The sequence below is a fragment of the Actinoplanes hulinensis genome, from assembly GCF_019429605.1.
Classification (GTDB): domain Bacteria; phylum Actinomycetota; class Actinomycetes; order Mycobacteriales; family Micromonosporaceae; genus Actinoplanes; species Actinoplanes campanulatus.
In genome coordinates, this window is sequence record NZ_JAHXZI010000011.1 from 269050 (window position 1) to 287211 (window position 18162).

Sequence of the window (18162 nt, forward strand, 5' to 3'; positions counted from 1 at the left end):
GGACGGGACGGCGGGCGAGCCGGATCAGGCCGCGCGGACCACCTCGGTGAGCCGCGCGAGCGCCTCCGTGCCGGACAGATGCCCCCGGTGCAGCACGGTCAGATCCTCCACGGCACACGCGGGCGGCGTGCACCCGCCCGCCCGCGCCAGCGCCGGCCGCAGCCTGGCCCACCCGGCCACCGCGGCGGTCAGCGCCCGCTCCATCTCACCCACCGGCATCCGGTCGCTGAGCTGCCGCATCGCCTCCTGGCGGCTGTCCCAGAACGACCACACCTTGGTCTCGTCGAGCAGCTGCGCCACCGGATCGGTCCGCAGGTACCGCAGCGCGATCTCGATCACCCCGGGCCGCCCGTCCCCGATCAGGTCGTCGACCATCCGGTGCCGCGCGTGCCCGCCCGCCACCTCGTAGAACGTGCTCCGCGACCCACGCGGCCCGGCCTGCTCCACGATGCTCTTCCAGGTCAGCTCGGCCGGCGCGTCCAGCAGCGCCTCCGCCGCCCGGTAGTAGATCTGCCGGGTGTGCCAATGATTTCGCCGCGGGGCGGTGTTGCCGGCCAACCGCCGGACCCAGCCGCCGACGGCCGTCCCGTCCAGCTCCGCGACCGTCTCGGTCCGGGCACCCATCGTCATCGGTCGCTCCGATCGGCTCGGCGAGGCGTTCCTGAGGCCGATTCTGTCCGCCCGGGAAGATCAACTTAAGCCCCTGATGGACCGTTTCCGCCCCGCTGTCCGGTTGCGCCCGGCGCGCGTCACCCTTCAGAGCATTTCCGGTACGCCTACCCGTACCCGATCGTGCAGACCCGCGAGGCGCTGCCGGGTCCGGCCCGCGGCGCGCCCGCCGGGCGTTGCTGCCGGGAGACCTCAGGGAACGACAGGGCGCCCCCGGCGATGCCGGAGGCGCCCTGTCGTTCACAACAATCTCTTCTTCTTCTTGGCCTTCTTGCCGCTGGCCAGCGCCGAAACCCGCCGAACGTGCTCCTCGACGTCCTGGGCGGCGACCGCCAGGATCTCCGCCTCCCGGCCCGCCTCGGTGAAGTCATGGCCGGGTTTGTTCTCGGCGACGAACCACTCGGCCCGCTCGACCATTCTCAGCAGGTCGACGACCGCGCCCGGATGCGTGCGGCACAGCTCGACCGCGATCCGCATCCGCCGCTCCGGTACCCGGGCCACCTCGGCCAGGTACTCCGGCATCCCGGCCCGCCAGGCCAGCGGGTGCACCAGGTACCCGGCCGGCAGGTTGCCCGGACCACCCAGCGGCCTCAGGATCCGTAACTGATCCACCTCCAGCGGCGGCGATCTCAGCCCGGTGTAGGCCATCCCGCCCAGCGCCAGCACCACCGCGAGAGCGATCGCCAGCACCGGATTGCCGGTGCCGATGGCCAGAACCAGCCCGAGCCCCACCAGGACCAGCGCACCGCCGGTGAGCGTCGCGGAGTTGCCGGTGGTGTCGGACACGGTGCGCCGCGCCTCGTCGATGTACTTGCGGATGACACTGTCCAGCAGCGGGTTCACCGGTTTCCAGTGGTCGTGGCGGACCGGCACGCCACCTTCGGCAATCTTCGTCATAGGGGGGTCGCTTCCTTCCCGAACATCCGTGTCTGGGACCGGCGGAGCGATTGCCCTGGCCACGATGCGGACCGTTTCTCTCTCCGGCAGTGCCGCGAAGATCGGCACGGCGCCGGCCGACCTGAGGGCAATCTCCCCACCTTCTTGCCACGACCCCCGCCAACCGTCAGGACAGCGGGGCGCTGAACTCCCGCCCGGTGCCGGGCACCGGCGTCGGCAGCCCCCGGCGGGCCCGCTCGGCGCGCACCGCCACCTCGACGACGTCGTAGAGCGCGCCGCCCACCGCGATGCAGATCGTGGCGCCGGTCAGCCAGGACAGCGGATCCGTGGCGCCCCAGTCCAGGGTGGCGATCCACTCCGGGTTGAAGAACCGCTCGTTCACGGCCAGCCACGTCACCGGGATCGCGAACATCGCCGCGAGCACCGCGTTCACCACCGCCACCGTGCGGGACCAGGCGCCGCGACGGAACAGCCAGACGGCGTAGACACCCTCCAGGATCAACACCCCGATCAGGTACGGCCACCAGAACGACCAGTTCGCCGGGTCCAGCACGGGCACCTCGGTGAACGCGAACTGTTGCAGGACGATGACGGCGATCAGCAGCACCGCCCACCCGAGAGTGGCGACCAGCTGCACCGGTGTCGGAGCGCCCGGCTCGTAGCGCGGCAGATCGGCCGGCGACCAGGCCCGGCCGCGCACCTCGCTCCGGGCCACCCCGGTGCGCTCCAGGATCGCGAAGGTCAGCGTCACCCAGAACACCATGTGCGCGCCGGCCGTCAGCGCCGTGCCGACCGCGGTCCCGATCACCTCGCCGATCGAGGCGTCCTCCAGGATCCGGATGACCACCATGACGGCGACCACGATCGGCAGGACGACGGAGAGCAGCATGACCAGGATCCGTTGCCAGACCGGGTAGAAGACCGGGCCGATCAGGTAGCGGGGGCGGTCCGCGTAACCGTCGGCCAGCCGGTCCGGGTCGCCCAGCTCCAGCAGGGTCTGCTCGACCGCGGCCGCCCGGTCCTGGCCGCCGTCGGTCCGGGCGTCCACCGCGTCCTCGATGGACGTGCGCAACTCACGCTCGATGTCGGAGCGCTGCCCCTCCGGAACCCGGCGCAGCACGGTGAAGACGTAACGGTCGATGAGGCTGGTGGTCACTTCTCACTCCTCGAGTCGGTGCCGGCGGGGTGGTCCAGGTCTCCGATCGCCTTGTCCAGCCGCACCCACTCGTCGCGCAGCGCGGCCGCGATGGCGTCGCCCTGCTCGGTGGTGCGGTAGAACTTGCGCGGCCGTGCCTCGTCGGTGTTCCACGAACTGGTCAGCAGGCCCTGCGCCTCCAGTCGCCGCAGCAGCGGGTAGAGCGTGTTCGCCTCCACCTCGAACCCGGCCGTGCTCAGCGTTTCGAGCAGCGAGTACCCATACCCCGGCTCGCGGAGAACGGTGAGGCTCGCGACGACGACCGTGCCGCGGCGCAGCTCCTGCAGATGACCGGAGAGCGTCGCATCCATTGTCATGCCAGCCACGATACTGTGTCTCACACACTATCGCAACAGACGCTCTATCGTGTCGGCGGCGACACGCGCTGGCGGCCTGCTGAAGTCGGCGGTCCGACACACGTCTGGCACGACTCCGTGAGAGGCGTGAGCCAGACTCACTAGTAGGCTCTCGCCTGGTTTCCGAAAGGCACAGCAGAGGGACGGATATGAGTGACGAGGCCGAATTCCACGCGGACCGGACGCAGGAGTTCTACCTGCCGGCCGTGGTAGCGGCCGTGCCACCGCAGCACGGCGGGGCCGAGGTCATCGAGGTGGCGGCCTACCGCGGCGACACCAAGTTCGAGCGCGAGGTGATCGAGAAGATCGCCGCCTCCGCGGCCAAATCCGTTCCCGGCGTCGCCGAACTCGGCGGCGACGTGGCCCGCTTCCTCAACTCGGTGCTCGACAAGATCGGCCTGGACAAGGTCGGCGACGCCACCCGCGGCGTCTGGGCCAAGGTGGACGGCAGCGACGTGGAGATCACCGTCATCCTGGTGATCAACGCGGGCGAGGTGGTCTCCGACGTGACCGCCAACGTCCGCCACGAGGTCATCGAGGCCGTCGAACGGTACGGTCTGCACGTCAGCGACTGCACCGTCAAGGTCGACGACATCCGCCTGCCGGAGGCCTGACCCGCCGAATCGCCCGGTGAGGGCCCCCGGCGGCCGGTACTGTCGGTTCGTCGGCGGCCTTTCACCGGGAGGGGCGATGATCACCGTTCCGGCGGGCAGCAGCCTCACCATGCGCTGCCCCGACACCCAGCCCATCGTCCTCGTCTCGCTGGCCGAGGTGAGCGCCCCGTTCCTCGCCGAACTCCCGCCCATCCCGGTGCTCAGCCTGGACGGCCCCGGCGTCCGCCGCATCGGCGTCCTCGAACTCGTCACCGCCTCCGGCGTCACCTGGGTCGAGGCCGAACTGCGCAACGACCAGCTCACCGTCATCGGCGACGCCCCCACCGACGTGGTCCAGCGCCGGGCCGCCACCCGCCGCCCCGGCAACTACCCGGCCATCGGCACCGCCGAGATCGAGACCATCGACGGCCGCCAGCGGATACCGATCACCGGCCGGGTCGAGGACATCTCCACCGACGGCCTCCTGCTGAGAGCCACGACCGACGACAACCTGCCGGCCCTGCCGTACGGCATCGAGCGCATCCTCCTGCACGTCACCATGCCGTGGGGTGAGATGACCGCCACCATCACCACCGTCGACCAGCGAGCCGACCTGCTACGGGGCACCTTCGAGTGGATAGACCCCAGCGGAGCCACCGAACTGGCCCGCTTCTGCCTGGGCCGCTGACTCAGTTGGCCGGCGGACTCGGATCGGTCACCTTCGGCCCCGCCCCCGGCACATCACACAGCACGGCCGCCTCACTTTTGCCCATATCGGCCTTGGCGGGTTCGTCATAGAACGGCCCGATGCTGGTCTTCTCGTTGCCGGCGGCGCACCGTTCAGACGGTTGTTGTCCGTCGAACACGCCGCCCACGATTCTGTTTGCCGCGTCCCGGTAGATCAGAGTGGCACCGCGCCGGGTGAGATTCCCGCAGGCGTTCGATTCCGTCCGCAGCCGGTAGATCACCGCGTTCCGTGTGGGCGGGTAGATCGGATCGAGCGCCGTGGTGACGACCGGATAGGAAGCGGTGGTCTCCACCGGAACCCATCTGGTCTGCACGAGATCGATGGCGGCCTCGGCAACAACGGGGTTGGATCCTCCGGGCCGTAGTCTCGGCCTGGGACCGAGGCCGAGCACGTTGCCGATCACCATGCGCTGCCCTGGATGAATGATGGGGATCTCGACGGTATAGGCCTGATTCACAGCGAGGGCCGACTTGCCCTTGTCCGTGCGCGCCCGGAAACCCACCCGGGTGTGAAAGGCGACCCGGTCGCTGCTGTTCTCGACGACAGCACCCACGCTGACGTAGTTGCCGTCCTGGATCTGACTGAATCCGGTCTCGACGATCTTCAGTTCGCCGCCGCCCGGCGCCTGGATGAGTGTTCGGCCGGCGTCCGCGGAGGTCACCGGTGCCTGCTGCTCAGTCGGTGCGACCGGATTCGCGCACGACGACGCCACTACCGGAGGCTCCGCTTTCGAGCGCTGCGCGAACCAGATTCCCGCGCCGGCCAGGAGCACGGCGACGATGCCCGCTGCCAGCAGGTACCAGCGTCTCATCGGTAAATCCGTCCCCTCAGTTGGATGGCCTGGGCCAAGCGGTCGTTGATCAGCCGTGCGGCGGCAGTCTGAATCCCTGCGCAGAATTCCGGCTCGCGCAACGCGCGCACGGTGCCGTCGGTTATGTGGACCCTCCACGGCTGCAAACCCTGCGCGGTGATGGTGATTCGCGCGTCATCGGACCCGCCTTCCGCGACCAGCGCGTCCCGCTCCTTGAAGAAGCGGCGGTCGGCGTCGGTGACCTCGCTGTTGTCGGCATACACCTGCTGGCCCCGTTGCCGTGCCTTTTCAAATTCAACCCACAGCAACCGAAAGAGGGCCTCCAGCCGTTGCTCCAGCTCAGCTTCGGATGCCTCGCCGTAGAAGCCGGACGAGAAATAGATCTCGACGTCGTCGCGGCCACGGATCTCGCCGTGCACGCCACCTCCCGGAGCCGAGGCATGGGCATGAATCTCCGGTTCAACCATCATGCGCTCCTCATCCGTTGATGCCCAGGTAGCGCTGATCGGCGACGGACATGCCGGCCGTGGTCGCCAGCAGTGGACGCTTCGGTACGTAGATCTCCCGGTTCTCGATGATGTATCCGGCTGCCTTGTAGAGGACCTGGGCGATCGTCTGCTCCGCCTCGTAGATCTGAGTGATCAGGGCGGTGACCGCCCGATTCAACTCCACGATCACCTCCGATGCCGACGCGGCATGAAGTGTCATCTGCAGCTTCTCCTCCTCCGGCACCGTCTCCCCGCCGATCCCGGCGGCGGCGTCCGCGCCGGCCAGAACCAGCCGCAGAGCGATGCTGGCGCCCGGGCCCGTCGCCGCCGCGGCGATGGTGGCGATCCCGGCGACCACGGTGAGAGTGATCGGGAGAACCGCCTTGTGCATCTCGGACATCAGGAAGTCAACCGCGTCAATTCCCCGGTTGACGATCTCGGCGACGCTGTTGGCGGTCTCCTCCCAAATGGCTCTCTCCCGTGCGACCAGCTCAGCGCAGAGAAGCACCATCTCCTGTTGGGCGGTCAACCGGATCGGCATCGGGTTGAGATAGTCGCGCTTGAACTCCCGGGCAGCGTCACCGGTCCAAGCGAGAAGGCTGTCGCCGGCGGATTCGATAGCCGAGAGCGCCAGGTTCGCTGGCTCGGACAGTTTGCCGGGATTCCCTGACCGCTGCACCGTTCGAATGAGATTGGCGGAGTCAACCAGTGCCTTCTGGCTGGGTTCGAGGTCCGAGGCACTCGGGATGTCCAGGAATGGGGCGAAGAGGCGCGGGATGATCGCGATCTGATCATGGACGATCGCGACGTACTCCTCCTCGTTCGCGGACAGTTTCACGTTCTCCAGGCTGTCTGGCAGGGCCAGCTCCCGGTAGCTCAGCACGAGCGCCTTCCGCTCCAGCGTCGCCACACCGTCGGTCAGGGTCTCGTAGGTGAAGGTCGCGCCCATGTCAGGCTCGATTGACGCGGAAAGTGGCGGGATCGGGCTTGTTGCCACGCCGGATCAGTTCGGCGTTGAGCACGTCGATGTCGCCGTAGACCTCCGCGGCCCGCACCAGCGCCCGCCCGGTCTCCTCCACGTTCGCCTCACTGTCGAGGAAGACCGACGCCATGGCGTCCCGTACGTGCACGAGCGCCTCCCGGACCGGACCGTATCCGCCGCCCATGAAGTCCGCCGGCCGCCAGAAGTAGCCGTCCTGCGCCTCGTTGACCGCCAGCCGCTCCCGCGCGGCCGCGTACTGCTGCGCGATCGCCGGAAGATGGAGCGCTCCGGCCTCCCACAGGTTGGCCAGGTCGACGGTCAGAGTCTGCTCGTTGGCCACGGTGATCCCTCCCCGCTCGTGGCGCCTCCTGTCTTTCGTGTACGCCGAGTGAAGAGGGTTCGTTCGAAGATAGCTGTCGTCGATGCGTCATCTGCGCGCAGGCGACGTAACAGCCAAGATCATGGCAGGGGTACGCGCAGGCCGTACCCCGGGAAAATGACGCGAACAGCGAGACGGCCCGCCCAGCGCAACCGGGCGCCGGGCGGGCCGTCAGGCCATCAGCTGAATCAGCGGGTGACGACCGTGCTGACGATCTTGTCAGCGAGGGTCTGGCGCTTCGCGTCCCACAGCGGGAACAGGAAGCCGATGTAGCAGATGATGGCGTCGATGAAGTGCGCGAGGTCACGCAGGAACGCCTTGCCGGCGCCGATCGGCTGACCCGTGTTGGCGTCCACCAGCGTGATGCCCAGCGCCTTCTTGCCCCAGCTCTGCCCGGTCTTGCCGGCCTGGAACCAGCGGTTGTAACCCTGCACGACGAACGCCAGCAGCAGGAAGATCCAGTAGAAGGCGTTGACCGTGGGCAGGCCGTTCTCGTCGGTGCCCTGGCCCAGCACGGAGGCGAGGATGCTGAACGGCGCCACGATGATGCCGTCGATCAGGTAGGCGCCGACGCGCTGGCCCCAGTTGGCGTAGTTGACGGCCGGGGCGCCGTAGGCACCGGCGCCACCGTAGGGCGCGCCACCGTAGGGCGGGGGCGGCGGAGTCTGGTTGCCGTACGGGTCGTTGGGGGGCGGAGGCGGGTAGCTCATATTCGTTTCCTTCGTAGGGGGTCGGCTCATCCGAGCCGGTGCAGTTGAAATATCCAGCTCACCAGGGCGGTCAGCCCGGCGAGCCAGCCCACCTGTCGCCGTCGCGCGGACGACCACGAGCGTGGCGGCTTGAGCACGCCCGCGGCACGCAGCGCCACGAGCGGCCCGGCGACGGCGGTGAACGCCGCCAGACCGAAGATCAGAGGGTTGGCCTGGAAAGCCGTCTCGACCTGGCCGCGCACCAGCGCCACGGCGGCGGTCGTCAGACCACACGCCGGGCACGGCACATCGGTCAGCGTCCGCAACGGACACGGCAGACCCGCTCCGGTACGGGCGGTGACCGTCGGCCAGACCGCCGCCCCCACCGCGACGAGCACGCCGAGGCCGCCCAGTCGCTCGGGAACGGAGAACTCACGCATGCACACACCTCTAGATCTCAAAGCTGGAGGATCATACGGGTGTTCGGGCCGGTTCGGCGACCCCGTATCCGCAGCGTGGAACCACTAAACGCCCGTTCGAGTGACCGATTTGGCGGTCATTCCGCCACGGTAGGGCTCAATGCGTACCCCGGCGGTGTCCGGCTCACGACAGTCCGGCGCTTCCGGCTCGGTGGCTGAGCCGCGGCCGGGCGACCCGCGGTTCGGCGACGTAACCTCGATCGGGTGAGCGCCGCCCCCGCCATTCCGCTGACCTCCGTCTTCGCCGACACCTTCCCGGAGATGGCGACCCCCTGGCGGGCCGCCGACCCGCCCGATCCGCGCCTGCTGATCCTCAACCGCCCCCTCGCCGAGGAGCTCGGCCTCGACCCGGACTGGCTGGAGACCCCGGACGGCATCCGCTTCCTGACCGGCACCAACCTCCCGGAGCAGGCGAAACCGGTGGCCCAGGGCTACGCCGGCCACCAGTTCGGCGGCTACTCTCCACGCCTCGGCGACGGCCGCGCCCTGCTGCTCGGCGAGTTGCACGGGCGCGACATCCATCTCAAGGGTTCCGGCCGCACCCCGTGGGCGCGTGGCGGCGACGGCCTGGCCGCGGTCGGCCCGATGCTCCGCGAGTACGTGATCAGCGAAGCCATGCACGCCCTCGGCATCCCGACCACCCGCTCCCTGGCGGTCGTCGCCACCGGGAAGAGCATCGTCCGGGAGAATCTGGCCCCGGGCGCCGTCCTCACCCGGGTCGCGGCGAGCCACCTGCGGGTCGGCAGCTTCCAGTACGCCCGCGCCACCGGTGACGAGGCTCTGCTGCGCCGCCTCGCCGAGCATGCGATCGCCCGTCACCACCCCGCCGCCGGGAACGCGCTGGAGCTGTTCCAGGCGGTGGTGGGCGCGCAGGCCGAACTGATCGCGAAGTGGATGCTCACCGGGTTCGTCCACGGGGTGATGAACACCGACAACATGACCATTTCCGGCGAGACCATCGACTACGGGCCGTGCGCCTTCATGGACGCCTTCGACCCGGCCACCGTGTTCAGCTCGATCGACGAGACGGGCCGTTACGCCTACGGCAACCAGCCGGCGATCGCCCAGTGGAATCTGGCCCGCCTCGCCGAGTCGCTGCTGCCGCTCTTCGACGACGACCAGGAGAAGGCGATCGTCCTGGCCACCGAGGCGCTGGGGACGTTCCGCACCCGCTACGCGCGGGCCACCGTCGCCGGCATGAGCGCCAAGCTGGGCCTCAAGGCCGACAATGCGCCCCTGGCCGAGGACCTTCTCGCCCACCTGGCCGCCGAGAAGGCCGACTTCACCTCGTTCTTCCGCAGGCTGGCCACGGGCGACGAGACCGGCGACTGGGTCGACCGCTGGCGGGCCGAGAACCCCGACACCGCGGCGATGAACCGGGTCAATCCCGTCTACGTCCCCCGGAATCACCTGGTCGAGGAGGCGCTGGCCGACGCCGAGGTCCACCATCTCCTCGAGGCGGTCACGTCACCCTTCGACGAGCGCCCCGAACTGGCCCGCTACGCGGCCCCGGCTCCGCCGGACTTCGGCACCTACCGCACCTTCTGCGGAACCTGACAAAACCCATTTATCGTACGCGTTAGGCACAGTACCGCCCTGCCCCGCGAGCCGCTGCGACGAGAGCGTCTGCCGCGCCCGCCGGGCTTACCTGCCCACTCCGGCTCAGAGCAACACCCGGCGGAGGCGCTGGACGGCCTCGTCCATCGTCTCCGCCCCGGTGGCCGCATAGGTGAGCCGCAGGAACGGCCCGGGCGGCTCGGCCGCGTGCCAGGCCCGCCCGGGGAAGACGATCACCCCGGCGGCAGCGGCGGCCGAGGCCACCGCCACGTCGTCGGCGCCGTCCGGCAGCCGCACCCACAGATGCAGGCCCCCACGCGGGATCACCGGCGGCACCAGGCCGGGCAGATGCCGCCGCAGCGCGCCGAGCAGCGCCGCCCGCCGGTTCCCCAGCTCGGCCCGCAGCCCACGGCGATGCCGTCCCCACGCCGGGCTGGTCACGAACTCCACGGTGGCCTGTTGCAGCGGCCCGGACACGAAGAAGTCGTCGAGCAGCCGGGCGGCCCGCAGCCGGGCGCCCGCCGGACCACGTGCGCCGAGCCCGGCGACCCGCAGCCCGGGCGCCGCCGACTTGGTCAGCGACCGCAGGTGGATGACGTGACCGTGCGGGTCGGCCGACGCCAGCGGAGCGGGCGGATCGCCGTCGATGGCCAGATCACGGGCGTAGTCGTCCTCGATCAGGAACGCCCCGGCGTCCTGGACGGCGGCGAGCACCTCCGGCCGCCGGGCGGGGGAGAGGGTCGCGCCGGTCGGGTTCGCGAACAGCGGCTGGCAGTAGAACAACCGCGCCCCGGTGCGGGCGAACGCGGCCGCCAGCTGGTCGGGCCGCACCCCGTCGTGGTCGGCCGGCACCGGCACCGCGCGCAGCCCGGCGGCGTGGGCGGCGGCCAGCGCCCCGAGATAGGTGGGCGACTCGACGAGCAGGGTGTCGCCCGGCCCGGTCAGCGCCCGCAACGTCGACGACAGCGCCGCCTGACCGCCCGGGCAGATCACCATGTCGTCGGCGCGCAGCCCGCCACCGGCCTCCCGCGCGAACCAGGCCCGCAGATCCTCCCGGCCCTCGGCCGGCCCCCGCTGCCACGCGGCCGGCTGACGGGCGGCCCGGGCCAGCGCCGCCCCGAGCGCGGCGGCCGGTTGCAGATCGGCGTCCAGGTAACCACCGGACAGCGGGATCGCACCGGAGGGCGGTAACGCCAGTAACGCCTGCATCTCCTCCTCACCGAACCGCCGGGGGCCCAGCGCCACCGTCTGCCAGGACAGGTCGGGCGCCGCGGCCGGGCCGGGGCGGGCCGCCACGAAGGTGCCCCGCCCGGACCGGGTCTCCACCAGTCCTTCCACCACGAGCTGCCGAATCGCCGCGGCGACGGTGACCGGGGACGCCTGATGCCGGACGGTCAGCTCACGCACCGACGGCAGTCGCGTCCCGGGTGCGGCGGTGCCCGCCAGCACTCGTAGATCTTGGACGACCCGGTCGGCTGCGTTACTGTTACCCATGACGGACAAGAGTAACGCTACTGTCGCCGGGGCGATAACGGCCGGAGCCCTGGGAGTGCTCGGTTTCAGCCTGTCCCTGCCGGCCACCCGGGTGGCGGTGCAGGAGCTGGACCCGTGGTTCGTGGCGTTCGGCCGGGCGGTCGGCGCGGCCGTTCTCGCCGCGGCCTACCTGTGGCTCACCCGGGCGCCCCGGCCCACCGCGGCCCAGTGGCGGCGGCTCACCGTCGTGGCGGCCGGGGTCGTGGCCGGGTTCCCGCTGTTCACCTCGCTGGCGCTGACGAGCGAGACCGCCTCGCACGGCGCCGTGGTCGTCACCCTGCTTCCTGCCACCACCGCGGTGCTGGCCGTCCTGCGGGCCGGCGAGCGCCCACCACCCGCGTTCTGGCTGGCCGGCGGCGCCGGGCTGCTGGCCGTCCTGACCTTCCTGGCCGTCAGCGGAACCGTCCACGGCACACTGTCCACCCCCGACCTGTACCTGCTGGCGGCCATCGCCCTGTGCGGTCTCGGTTACGCCGAGGGCGGCGCCCTCTCCCGGGAGCTGGGCGGCGCCCGCACCATCTGCTGGGCCCTGCTCGTGGCCCTGCCGGTGACCGTCCCGCTCACCCTGGCCGCCGTGTGGCGTCATCCACCGCAGGCCGGTCCCACGGCGTGGACGGCTTTCACGTACCTCACGGTGATCTCGATGTTCCTGGCGTTCTTCGCCTGGTACGCGGGCCTGGCCCGGGGCGGCATCGCCCGGGTCGGCCAGATCCAGCTGGCCCAGCCGATCCTGACCCTGCTCTGGTCCGCCCTGCTGCTCGGCGAGCACCTGGCGCCGTCGGCCGTGGTCGCGGCCCTGGCCGTACTGGTCTGTGTGGTCCTGACCCAGCGGACCCGCGGCCAGGACCGGCCGGGATGTGTTGACACCGTTATGCGCCGTCGCCATGAGAACACTGGTCAACGTGTAGGGTCGGCCCGTGACGGGTCCCACCTCAGGCGCTGACGGCCGGCTCATCTCCGCCGCGGAGGTGGCACGCCTGGCCGGCGTGACCCGCGCCGCGGTCTCCAACTGACGGCGACGGCATGCCGACTTCCCCGAACCGGTCGGCGGCGGCCGCAACGCCCTCTTCGCCCTCTCCGAGATCACCGTTGGACACCGACTATCTGCGCGGCTTCGCCAATTCCGCGCGCAACACCAGCGGCAGCGGAACGTTCCGGACGGACATCCGCGGTTCCCGCGTTCCGCAGATGGACCTCGAGGAACAGCGCCGTTACGGCGCCGCCTTCCGTGCCCTGGACGACGCGGAGAAGGCCCCGCGTGAACTGAGCACGCTCGGCCTCGACGCCGTCGCCCGCGCCCGCGACGGCCTCACCGGCGGCACCCTGCGCCCCGAAGAGCGGCCCTGACTTGCGGCCGGTCCTGCTCGGCGGCTACGCGGCCAAGTCCTGCCCGCGCGCCGTACACAACGACTACGACCCGACCGTCCCCCGCCCCGCGCTGCCGGTCGCACCCGAGTTGCAGGCCCTCTACGACACCGGCGTCGACTTCGAGACCGAGGTCCTCACCGCCTGGCCGGCACTGAACCTGCCCGGCTACGTCGACCTGCGCGACCTCGACGGCGACAAACGCGTCCACATCGGCGCCACCATCGGCGCCATGCGGGCCGGCGCGGCCGTCATCGTCGGTGGCCGGCTCCCCGACGACGTCGCCGGCGGCCGCACCGGCAAGCCCGACATCCTGCTCCGCGACACCGGCGGCGGCTACCACCCGGCCGACATCAAGGCCCACCACGTCCTCGACCGCAAGTACGACAACGCCCTGGCCAGCACCCTCAAGGCGCCGTCCTTCGAGGACGCCGTGGCGCTGCCGGACGGCGGCGCGCGACAGCGCGAGGAGGACCTGCTCCAGCTGGCCCACTACTGGCGGATGCTGGAGGCGTGCGGCCACCAGGCCACCCACCCGCGCGGCGCGATCTGCGGCGACGACCGCCCCGGCGACCCGCTTCTCGTCTGGTACGACCTGACGGCCCCCGCCTTCCGTACCTTCTCCCGGACCACCGGCGTCGCCACCCGCAGCGCCCTGGAACGCTACGACCACGAACACGGGTTCCGCCGCCGGGTCGCCGACGTGGCACGTCACCGCACCGGCGCCGCCGGCGACCCGCTTCCGCTGGTCGATCCGATCGGTCAGGCCGAGTGCGCCACCTGCCGCTGGTCGCCGGTCTGTGTCGACACCCTTCCCGGTACGGACGTGAGCGCCGTCCTCCGCGGCGCCCTCAGCGCCCGCGAATACCTGGCCCTGCGCGCGGCCGGCGTGCACACCGTGGCAGACCTGGCCGCCGGCGACCCGGAGACCCTGCTCACCGGCATGTACGGCACCGAGGTCCCGCACCTGCGCACCCGCGCCTTCCGCCTCCGCAAGGCGGTGACCGCCGCCCGCCTGGCCGCCGACGGCCTGATCGTGCGCCGCCGCGAACGGGCCGACGTCCCCCGGGCCGCCGTCGAGGTCGACATCGACATCGAATGGGGCGCCGACGACCGCGTCTACCTGTGGGGCCTGTTGATCACGTCGAACGGCGCGAGCCGCTACGAGGCGTTCTTCGACCCGCGGGTGACCACCGACCGGGACGAGGAACTCCTCGCCCGCCGCTGTCTCGACCGTCTCACCGCCCTGGCCGCCGGCACACCCGACCTGCTGGTCTTCCACTACGGCACCCCCGAGCCCCGCCAGGCCCGCCGCTTCCCGCCCCTGCCGTCCGGCCCCGCCGGCCCGGACCGCTGGATCGACCTGCTGCCACTGGTCCGCGCCACCGTGGACTCCCGCGCCGGCCACGGCCTCAAGGCGATGGCCACCCACGGCCCCGGCCACACCTGGCGCGACCCCGACCCGGGCGGCCTCCAGTCCCAGTCCTGGCACGCCGCCGCCCGCCGGGGCGACCCGTCGGCCGCCGCCCGCCTCCTGACCTACAACGAGGACGACGTCCGGGCCACCCTCGCCGTCCGCACCTGGTTGCGCTCTTGACCCCTTCGGCTGGCTGTGGGCGCTGTTCGAACGCGTTTCAAACAGCCCCCACGGCCGGCCGGACGCGGATCATGCCTGGACCGGGCGGGGGAGGGGCCACGCGCGGTGGAAGGAGCCGACGCACGACGACGCCGGGCGGATCTCGATGCCCGGGGTGTCGGCGGTGACCGGCGGCAGGGGAGTGACCCTGCGGATGTCGTTGAGGCAGTCCTCGAAGCGGGAGCGGAAGGCGGCCTGGTCCTCACCCGCCGCGCCGAACCGGGCGAGCAGCGACGGCCAGGGGAACTGGCGGGCGTCGTCGAGGTACGTGCCGACCAGGGTGAGCCAGATGTAGACGTCCAGGGCGAGGCACGAGTGGCGGCCCAGCGTGCGTACGGTGTCGGCGTCGAGCGGGATCCAGCGCAGCGCCGACTTGGCGAACTCGGCCTCCAGGGTGATCACCGGCGGGCATTCCGACGCCGAGTCGAGGAAGCCGTGGGTCTGCCGGCTGCGGCCGCTGACCAGGAACCCCGAGCCGCCGGTCCCCTCGTTGACCCAGCCGTGCCGCAGCGTGCGGTGCAGCTGATCCTCCAGTTCGGTGAACCAGCCGCCGCGGACGGTCGACTCGGAGAGCGAGCCGAGGCCGGCCAGGAACGCGTAGAGCCGGTGCGGCTGGAACGTGATGGTGCGGCTGCGGCAGCGGAACGCCTCGGTGCACAGGAACATCACCAGGTGGCGGCCGAGCAGCCCGTACGGGACGCCGGCGTAACGCGCGAACTCGCCCTCGCTGAGGCCGGACCGCCAGCTGCCGAGGCCGGGCCGGTAGTGCAGCTCGCTGTCGCCGGGGTCGGTGTCGGGCAGCACCAGGTCGGCGTGCAGCGGTGGGTAGAGGATCGTCTCGCCGGACGATCCGGCGGAGCCGGGCAGGCGGCATCCGCTGTGCGCGCCGGTCTCCGGCTCGACGGTGATGTGGACGGCGACGTCGCCGTGCCGGAACGAGAAACTCACATCGTCCTCCCGAGGGGAAGTTCCTCTGCGGTGAACGAGTGATCTTCGAGAATGGGTGCCGCCCACCGTTCAGGTCGATGAGCGGCACCCGGGTTCAGGAGGCGGTGCAGGTCACCGTCGCCGGGGCGGTGTTGGCGCCGGTGAAGGTGCCGGTGAATCCCCAGTTCGTGGTGGCCGCGGCGGCCAGGCGGCCGTTCCAGGCGGCGTTCTTCGCGGTGACCGTCTCACCGGAGGTGGTCACCGTCGCGCTCCACGTGTTGGTGAACCGCTGCCCGTTCGGCCAGGTCCAGCTCACCGTCCACGCGGTGATCGCGGCGCTGCCCGCCTTGACCGTGACGTCGCCCTGGAACCCGCCCGGCCACGCATTGGTCACCCGGTAGGTGGCGGTGCAGGCGCCGGTGGGCGCGGACGACGACGGGGAGGACGGCGGCGGGTCCGACGGCGGCCAGTTCGACGGCGAGGTCGACGGCTGCGCACCGAAGATCGTCGCCTGCTTGGCAGTGGCCTTGATCCCGTTCGCCCCGTTGAACAGCCGCTGGCCCCACGAGGTGAGCTGATTGGGGTCGAAGCCGGTGACCATGTCGAGGTACTCGACGCCGCCCCCGTTGCCGCTCCACGACCAGCCCAGATAGCCGACGCCGAGCTGCTGCGCGGTGGCCAGGATGGTGTCCTCGTCCGGGTCGCCGTCCGAGTGGTTGTGCCCGAACTCGCCGATCACCAGCGGCAGCCCGGCGGTCCGGAACCGGTTGAGGTAGTCGGTGATCTCGGCGGCCGTGTCGAACACGCCGTACATGTGCACCGAGAAGACGGTGTTGCGGTTCGGGTCGGCGGCGAACACCGACGCCGCGTTGTCCCGCATGGTGAACGACCAGTCCTGGCCCCAGTTCGGTGCGTCGACCATGATCTGGTGCGCGAACCCGGCCGCCCGCAGCCGCGTGATCGCGTTCTTGGTGTCGGCCACCCAGCCCGCGGGGTTGGTGTTGCCGTAGGGCTCGTTGCCGATGTTCAGGATGACGTAGTTCTCCTGGCCGTCCAGCGCGCTCTTGATCGAGACCCAGTAGTCGGCGGCCTGCGCCAGCGTCGCGGCGGCGCCCTCGTCGCCGTACCCGGTCGTGTCGTGCACCTCCAGCACACAGATCAACCTGTTGGCCTTGCACTGGGCGATGACGTTGCCGACGTCCGCCGCGTCATTCCTGGTCCACCGGTTGCCGCTGCTCAGCACCACCCGGACGGTGTTCGCGCCGAGCGCCTTGATGTTCGCCAGCGAGCCGAGCTGACTCGTGTACCAGGTGTGCGCGTGGTTGACGCCACGCATCACGAACGGCGTGCCGTTGCCCTCCAGGATCTGCGTGCCGGACACGGTGAACCCGGTGGCCGCCTGCGCCGGCTGGGCCACGGCCACCGCCGCGAAGCCGGCACAGAGCGCCGCCACGACGCTGGCCCACCAGGTGACTCGGGGGATGCGTTTCATGCTTGGTCTCCAGGGGACGGAGGATTGGGAGCGCTCCCAATCTGTCTCCCGGAATTCACACTTGTCAACGCCTGGCCGTTCCCGCTCACCCTTTCCTTTCCGGTACGGGCATTCCCGCCCCCGCCGAATCCCGGCCGTCCCGCCGGCTCACGCGATCCGCTGCCCACTCGCGCCCGTGCCGCCCGCGCCGGGCGTGGCTGCCCGCTCACTCTCGCGATCCCGCGGCCACTCGCGCCTGTGCCGCGGCCGCCGGGTATGGCTGCCCGCTCACTCTCGCGATCCCGCTACCCACTCGCGCCTGTGTCGCGGTCGCCGGGTGTGGCTGCCCGCTCACTTTCGCGATCCCGTGGCCACGCGCGCTTGTGCCGCGGCCGCCGGGTCGAGTCGTGGTCTCGGCTGGTTGTAGGGGCTGTTTTAAACGCGTTCAAACAGCCCCCACGGCCGGCCGGGCCACCTCCTCGCCTGCGCTGAGCGGGTCCGGTTGGCTCCCGAGTACGCACACCGCCGGCCCGCGGCCGTAACGCCCGTCGTGGTTAGCGGGCGGGTTACGGTCCTCCGCTCCGGGTGGGCGCACATGATCGATCGCCAAGTGCGGGCAGGCGCACACGGCGGGAGCGGCGGGAACGGGCAGGCGCACACGGCGGGAGCGGCGGGAACGGGCGGGCGCACACGGAAGGCACTGCGTGAGCACCCGCCGAGGTCATAGGCCATGTAGGTGCCCGCAGGTCCAGGATGGTGTGCGCCTGCCTCGCCGGAATCCATGACCGCCCACCCGGCGTGACGGGCCGCGCGGCCGTGAGCAGGCTATGCGGGGCTGGGAAGCCGGCCGCGACCCAACGGCCCGGCGTGGCTTTCGGCGGAGTGACCGATATGCCCCAGTATTGGCGTGATCTTCGTCCGAGCGGCCTTGACAGGATCGTCGGCAGCGCACCAGAGTGACGCATTCACCCCCGCTGACCTGCGAAGACGCAGCTATGAAGGACGAACGCGCACATGGATCTCCATCCGGACGACCACGACGAGCTGACGCACGGCAGCTCCAGCCTCGAGATGTGGCGTCGCAGTGATCACGCGGTTCAGGTGGCGGAGGAGCTGATGCGGATGAACGGCGGCACGGTTCCGATGAGCGACCTGCTGTGGCTGGGCGCCGAGTCGTTCCTGCCGCGGCAGTGGGAGGCCGGTTGCGCGCCGGAGCCGGTCGAGGCCGCGGTCCTGGTCTACAACCGCTGGCGCAAGCTGGAGGAACGCCGCCTCCAGCGCCGGCAGCAGACCGGCGAGAACTACTGACCGCAGGCCGTGCGGGATGAGCCGACCGTGGCGCCGCCGCTGAGCAGTCCCCATCTTTGGACCGCGCCAGCCCACCGGC

20 protein-coding genes are annotated in these 18162 nt (G+C 70.9%); 7 read left to right on the forward strand and 13 right to left on the reverse strand.

All coding sequences use genetic code 11. The features are described from left to right. Nucleotides 1–24 precede the first annotated feature (24 nt). From KZ829_RS22290 to KZ829_RS22305, 4 genes are all read right to left on the reverse strand, one after another. Nucleotides 25–630, reverse strand: coding sequence for a hypothetical protein (locus KZ829_RS22290; protein WP_246636046.1), 606 nt, complete (start codon nucleotides 628–630; stop codon nucleotides 25–27). A gap of 279 nt (nucleotides 631–909) precedes the next feature. Then, on the reverse strand, nucleotides 910–1566 hold the full coding sequence (locus tag KZ829_RS22295; RefSeq protein WP_220145864.1) for a hypothetical protein: 657 nt from the start codon (nucleotides 1564–1566) through the stop codon (nucleotides 910–912). Between the two features lie 166 nt (nucleotides 1567–1732). Then, complete coding sequence (locus KZ829_RS22300; RefSeq protein ID WP_220145865.1) at nucleotides 1733–2722, reverse strand: permease prefix domain 1-containing protein; 990 nt, start codon at nucleotides 2720–2722, stop codon at nucleotides 1733–1735. Continuing rightward, nucleotides 2719–3078, reverse strand: a complete 360-nt coding sequence (locus KZ829_RS22305; RefSeq protein ID WP_188126467.1) for a PadR family transcriptional regulator — start codon at nucleotides 3076–3078, stop codon at nucleotides 2719–2721. Before KZ829_RS22305 ends, KZ829_RS22300 begins: the two co-directional genes overlap by 4 nt. A 188-nt stretch (nucleotides 3079–3266) precedes the next feature. Between KZ829_RS22305 and KZ829_RS22310 the strand changes: the two genes are divergently transcribed. Further along, a complete protein-coding gene (locus KZ829_RS22310) occupies nucleotides 3267–3731 on the forward strand; it encodes an Asp23/Gls24 family envelope stress response protein (RefSeq protein ID WP_220145866.1) in 465 nt (154 codons plus the stop codon). Between the two features lie 76 nt (nucleotides 3732–3807). Continuing rightward, nucleotides 3808–4398 (forward strand): hypothetical protein, encoded by a 591-nt coding sequence (locus KZ829_RS22315; protein ID WP_220145867.1) that lies wholly within the window; start codon nucleotides 3808–3810, stop codon nucleotides 4396–4398. 1 nt (nucleotide 4399) lies between these two features. Here the strand turns inward: KZ829_RS22315 and KZ829_RS22320 are convergent, their stop codons facing one another. The 6 genes from KZ829_RS22320 to KZ829_RS22345 form a co-directional block, all read right to left on the reverse strand. After that, nucleotides 4400–5269: a hypothetical protein gene (locus KZ829_RS22320; RefSeq protein ID WP_220145868.1), complete on the reverse strand. Its 870-nt coding sequence runs from the start codon at nucleotides 5267–5269 to the stop codon at nucleotides 4400–4402. Beyond that, a complete protein-coding gene (locus KZ829_RS22325; protein ID WP_220145869.1) occupies nucleotides 5266–5736 on the reverse strand; it encodes a hypothetical protein in 471 nt (156 codons plus the stop codon). Before KZ829_RS22325 ends, KZ829_RS22320 begins: the two co-directional genes overlap by 4 nt. Nucleotides 5737–5746: 10 nt before the next feature. Then, a complete protein-coding gene (locus tag KZ829_RS22330; protein WP_220145870.1) occupies nucleotides 5747–6706 on the reverse strand; it encodes a hypothetical protein in 960 nt (319 codons plus the stop codon). Between the two features lies 1 nt (nucleotide 6707). After that, nucleotides 6708–7079 (reverse strand): hypothetical protein, encoded by a 372-nt coding sequence (locus KZ829_RS22335; protein WP_220145871.1) that lies wholly within the window; start codon nucleotides 7077–7079, stop codon nucleotides 6708–6710. Nucleotides 7080–7306: 227 nt separating this feature from the next. After that, nucleotides 7307–7828: an RDD family protein gene (locus KZ829_RS22340; RefSeq protein WP_220145872.1), complete on the reverse strand. Its 522-nt coding sequence runs from the start codon at nucleotides 7826–7828 to the stop codon at nucleotides 7307–7309. A gap of 26 nt (nucleotides 7829–7854) precedes the next feature. Further along, a complete protein-coding gene (locus KZ829_RS22345) occupies nucleotides 7855–8247 on the reverse strand; it encodes a DUF2752 domain-containing protein (RefSeq protein WP_220145873.1) in 393 nt (130 codons plus the stop codon). 243 nt (nucleotides 8248–8490) lie between these two features. On the opposite strand from KZ829_RS22345, the gene KZ829_RS22350 reads away from it, so the two are divergent. After that, entirely contained in the window at nucleotides 8491–9843 is a 1353-nt protein-coding gene (locus tag KZ829_RS22350; protein WP_308285614.1) for a protein adenylyltransferase SelO, read from the forward strand. A gap of 105 nt (nucleotides 9844–9948) precedes the next feature. Here the strand turns inward: KZ829_RS22350 and KZ829_RS22355 are convergent, their stop codons facing one another. Further along, nucleotides 9949–11337, reverse strand: coding sequence for an aminotransferase-like domain-containing protein (locus KZ829_RS22355; RefSeq protein WP_220145874.1), 1389 nt, complete (start codon nucleotides 11335–11337; stop codon nucleotides 9949–9951). Here KZ829_RS22355 and KZ829_RS22360 point away from each other — a divergent pair. From KZ829_RS22360 to KZ829_RS22370, 3 genes are all read left to right on the forward strand, one after another. After that, on the forward strand, nucleotides 11336–12319 hold the full coding sequence (locus tag KZ829_RS22360) for a DMT family transporter (RefSeq protein ID WP_220145875.1): 984 nt from the start codon (nucleotides 11336–11338) through the stop codon (nucleotides 12317–12319). The genes KZ829_RS22355 and KZ829_RS22360 overlap by 2 nt on opposite strands. A gap of 146 nt (nucleotides 12320–12465) precedes the next feature. Continuing rightward, nucleotides 12466–12723 carry a restriction endonuclease subunit S domain-containing protein gene (locus KZ829_RS22365; protein ID WP_220145876.1) on the forward strand — a complete coding sequence of 86 codons (258 nt, stop codon included), beginning with the start codon at nucleotides 12466–12468 and terminating at the stop codon, nucleotides 12721–12723. A 1-nt stretch (nucleotide 12724) separates the two neighbouring features. After that, the gene (locus KZ829_RS22370; RefSeq protein WP_220145877.1) at nucleotides 12725–14338 is read left to right on the forward strand and encodes a TM0106 family RecB-like putative nuclease; all 1614 of its coding nucleotides are present in this window, start codon (nucleotides 12725–12727) and stop codon (nucleotides 14336–14338) included. A 69-nt stretch (nucleotides 14339–14407) separates the two neighbouring features. On the opposite strand, the gene KZ829_RS22375 is transcribed toward KZ829_RS22370, so the two are convergent. Together KZ829_RS22375 and KZ829_RS22380 are read right to left on the reverse strand one after the other, a co-directional pair. Then, complete coding sequence (locus tag KZ829_RS22375; RefSeq protein ID WP_220145878.1) at nucleotides 14408–15325, reverse strand: replication initiation protein; 918 nt, start codon at nucleotides 15323–15325, stop codon at nucleotides 14408–14410. Nucleotides 15326–15419: 94 nt separating this feature from the next. Further along, nucleotides 15420–16796, reverse strand: coding sequence for a cellulase family glycosylhydrolase (locus tag KZ829_RS22380; RefSeq protein ID WP_220145879.1), 1377 nt, complete (start codon nucleotides 16794–16796; stop codon nucleotides 15420–15422). Nucleotides 16797–17789: 993 nt separating this feature from the next. Here KZ829_RS22380 and KZ829_RS22385 point away from each other — a divergent pair. Then, nucleotides 17790–18083 carry a hypothetical protein gene (locus KZ829_RS22385; protein ID WP_183221910.1) on the forward strand — a complete coding sequence of 98 codons (294 nt, stop codon included), beginning with the start codon at nucleotides 17790–17792 and terminating at the stop codon, nucleotides 18081–18083. Nucleotides 18084–18162 lie beyond the last annotated feature (79 nt).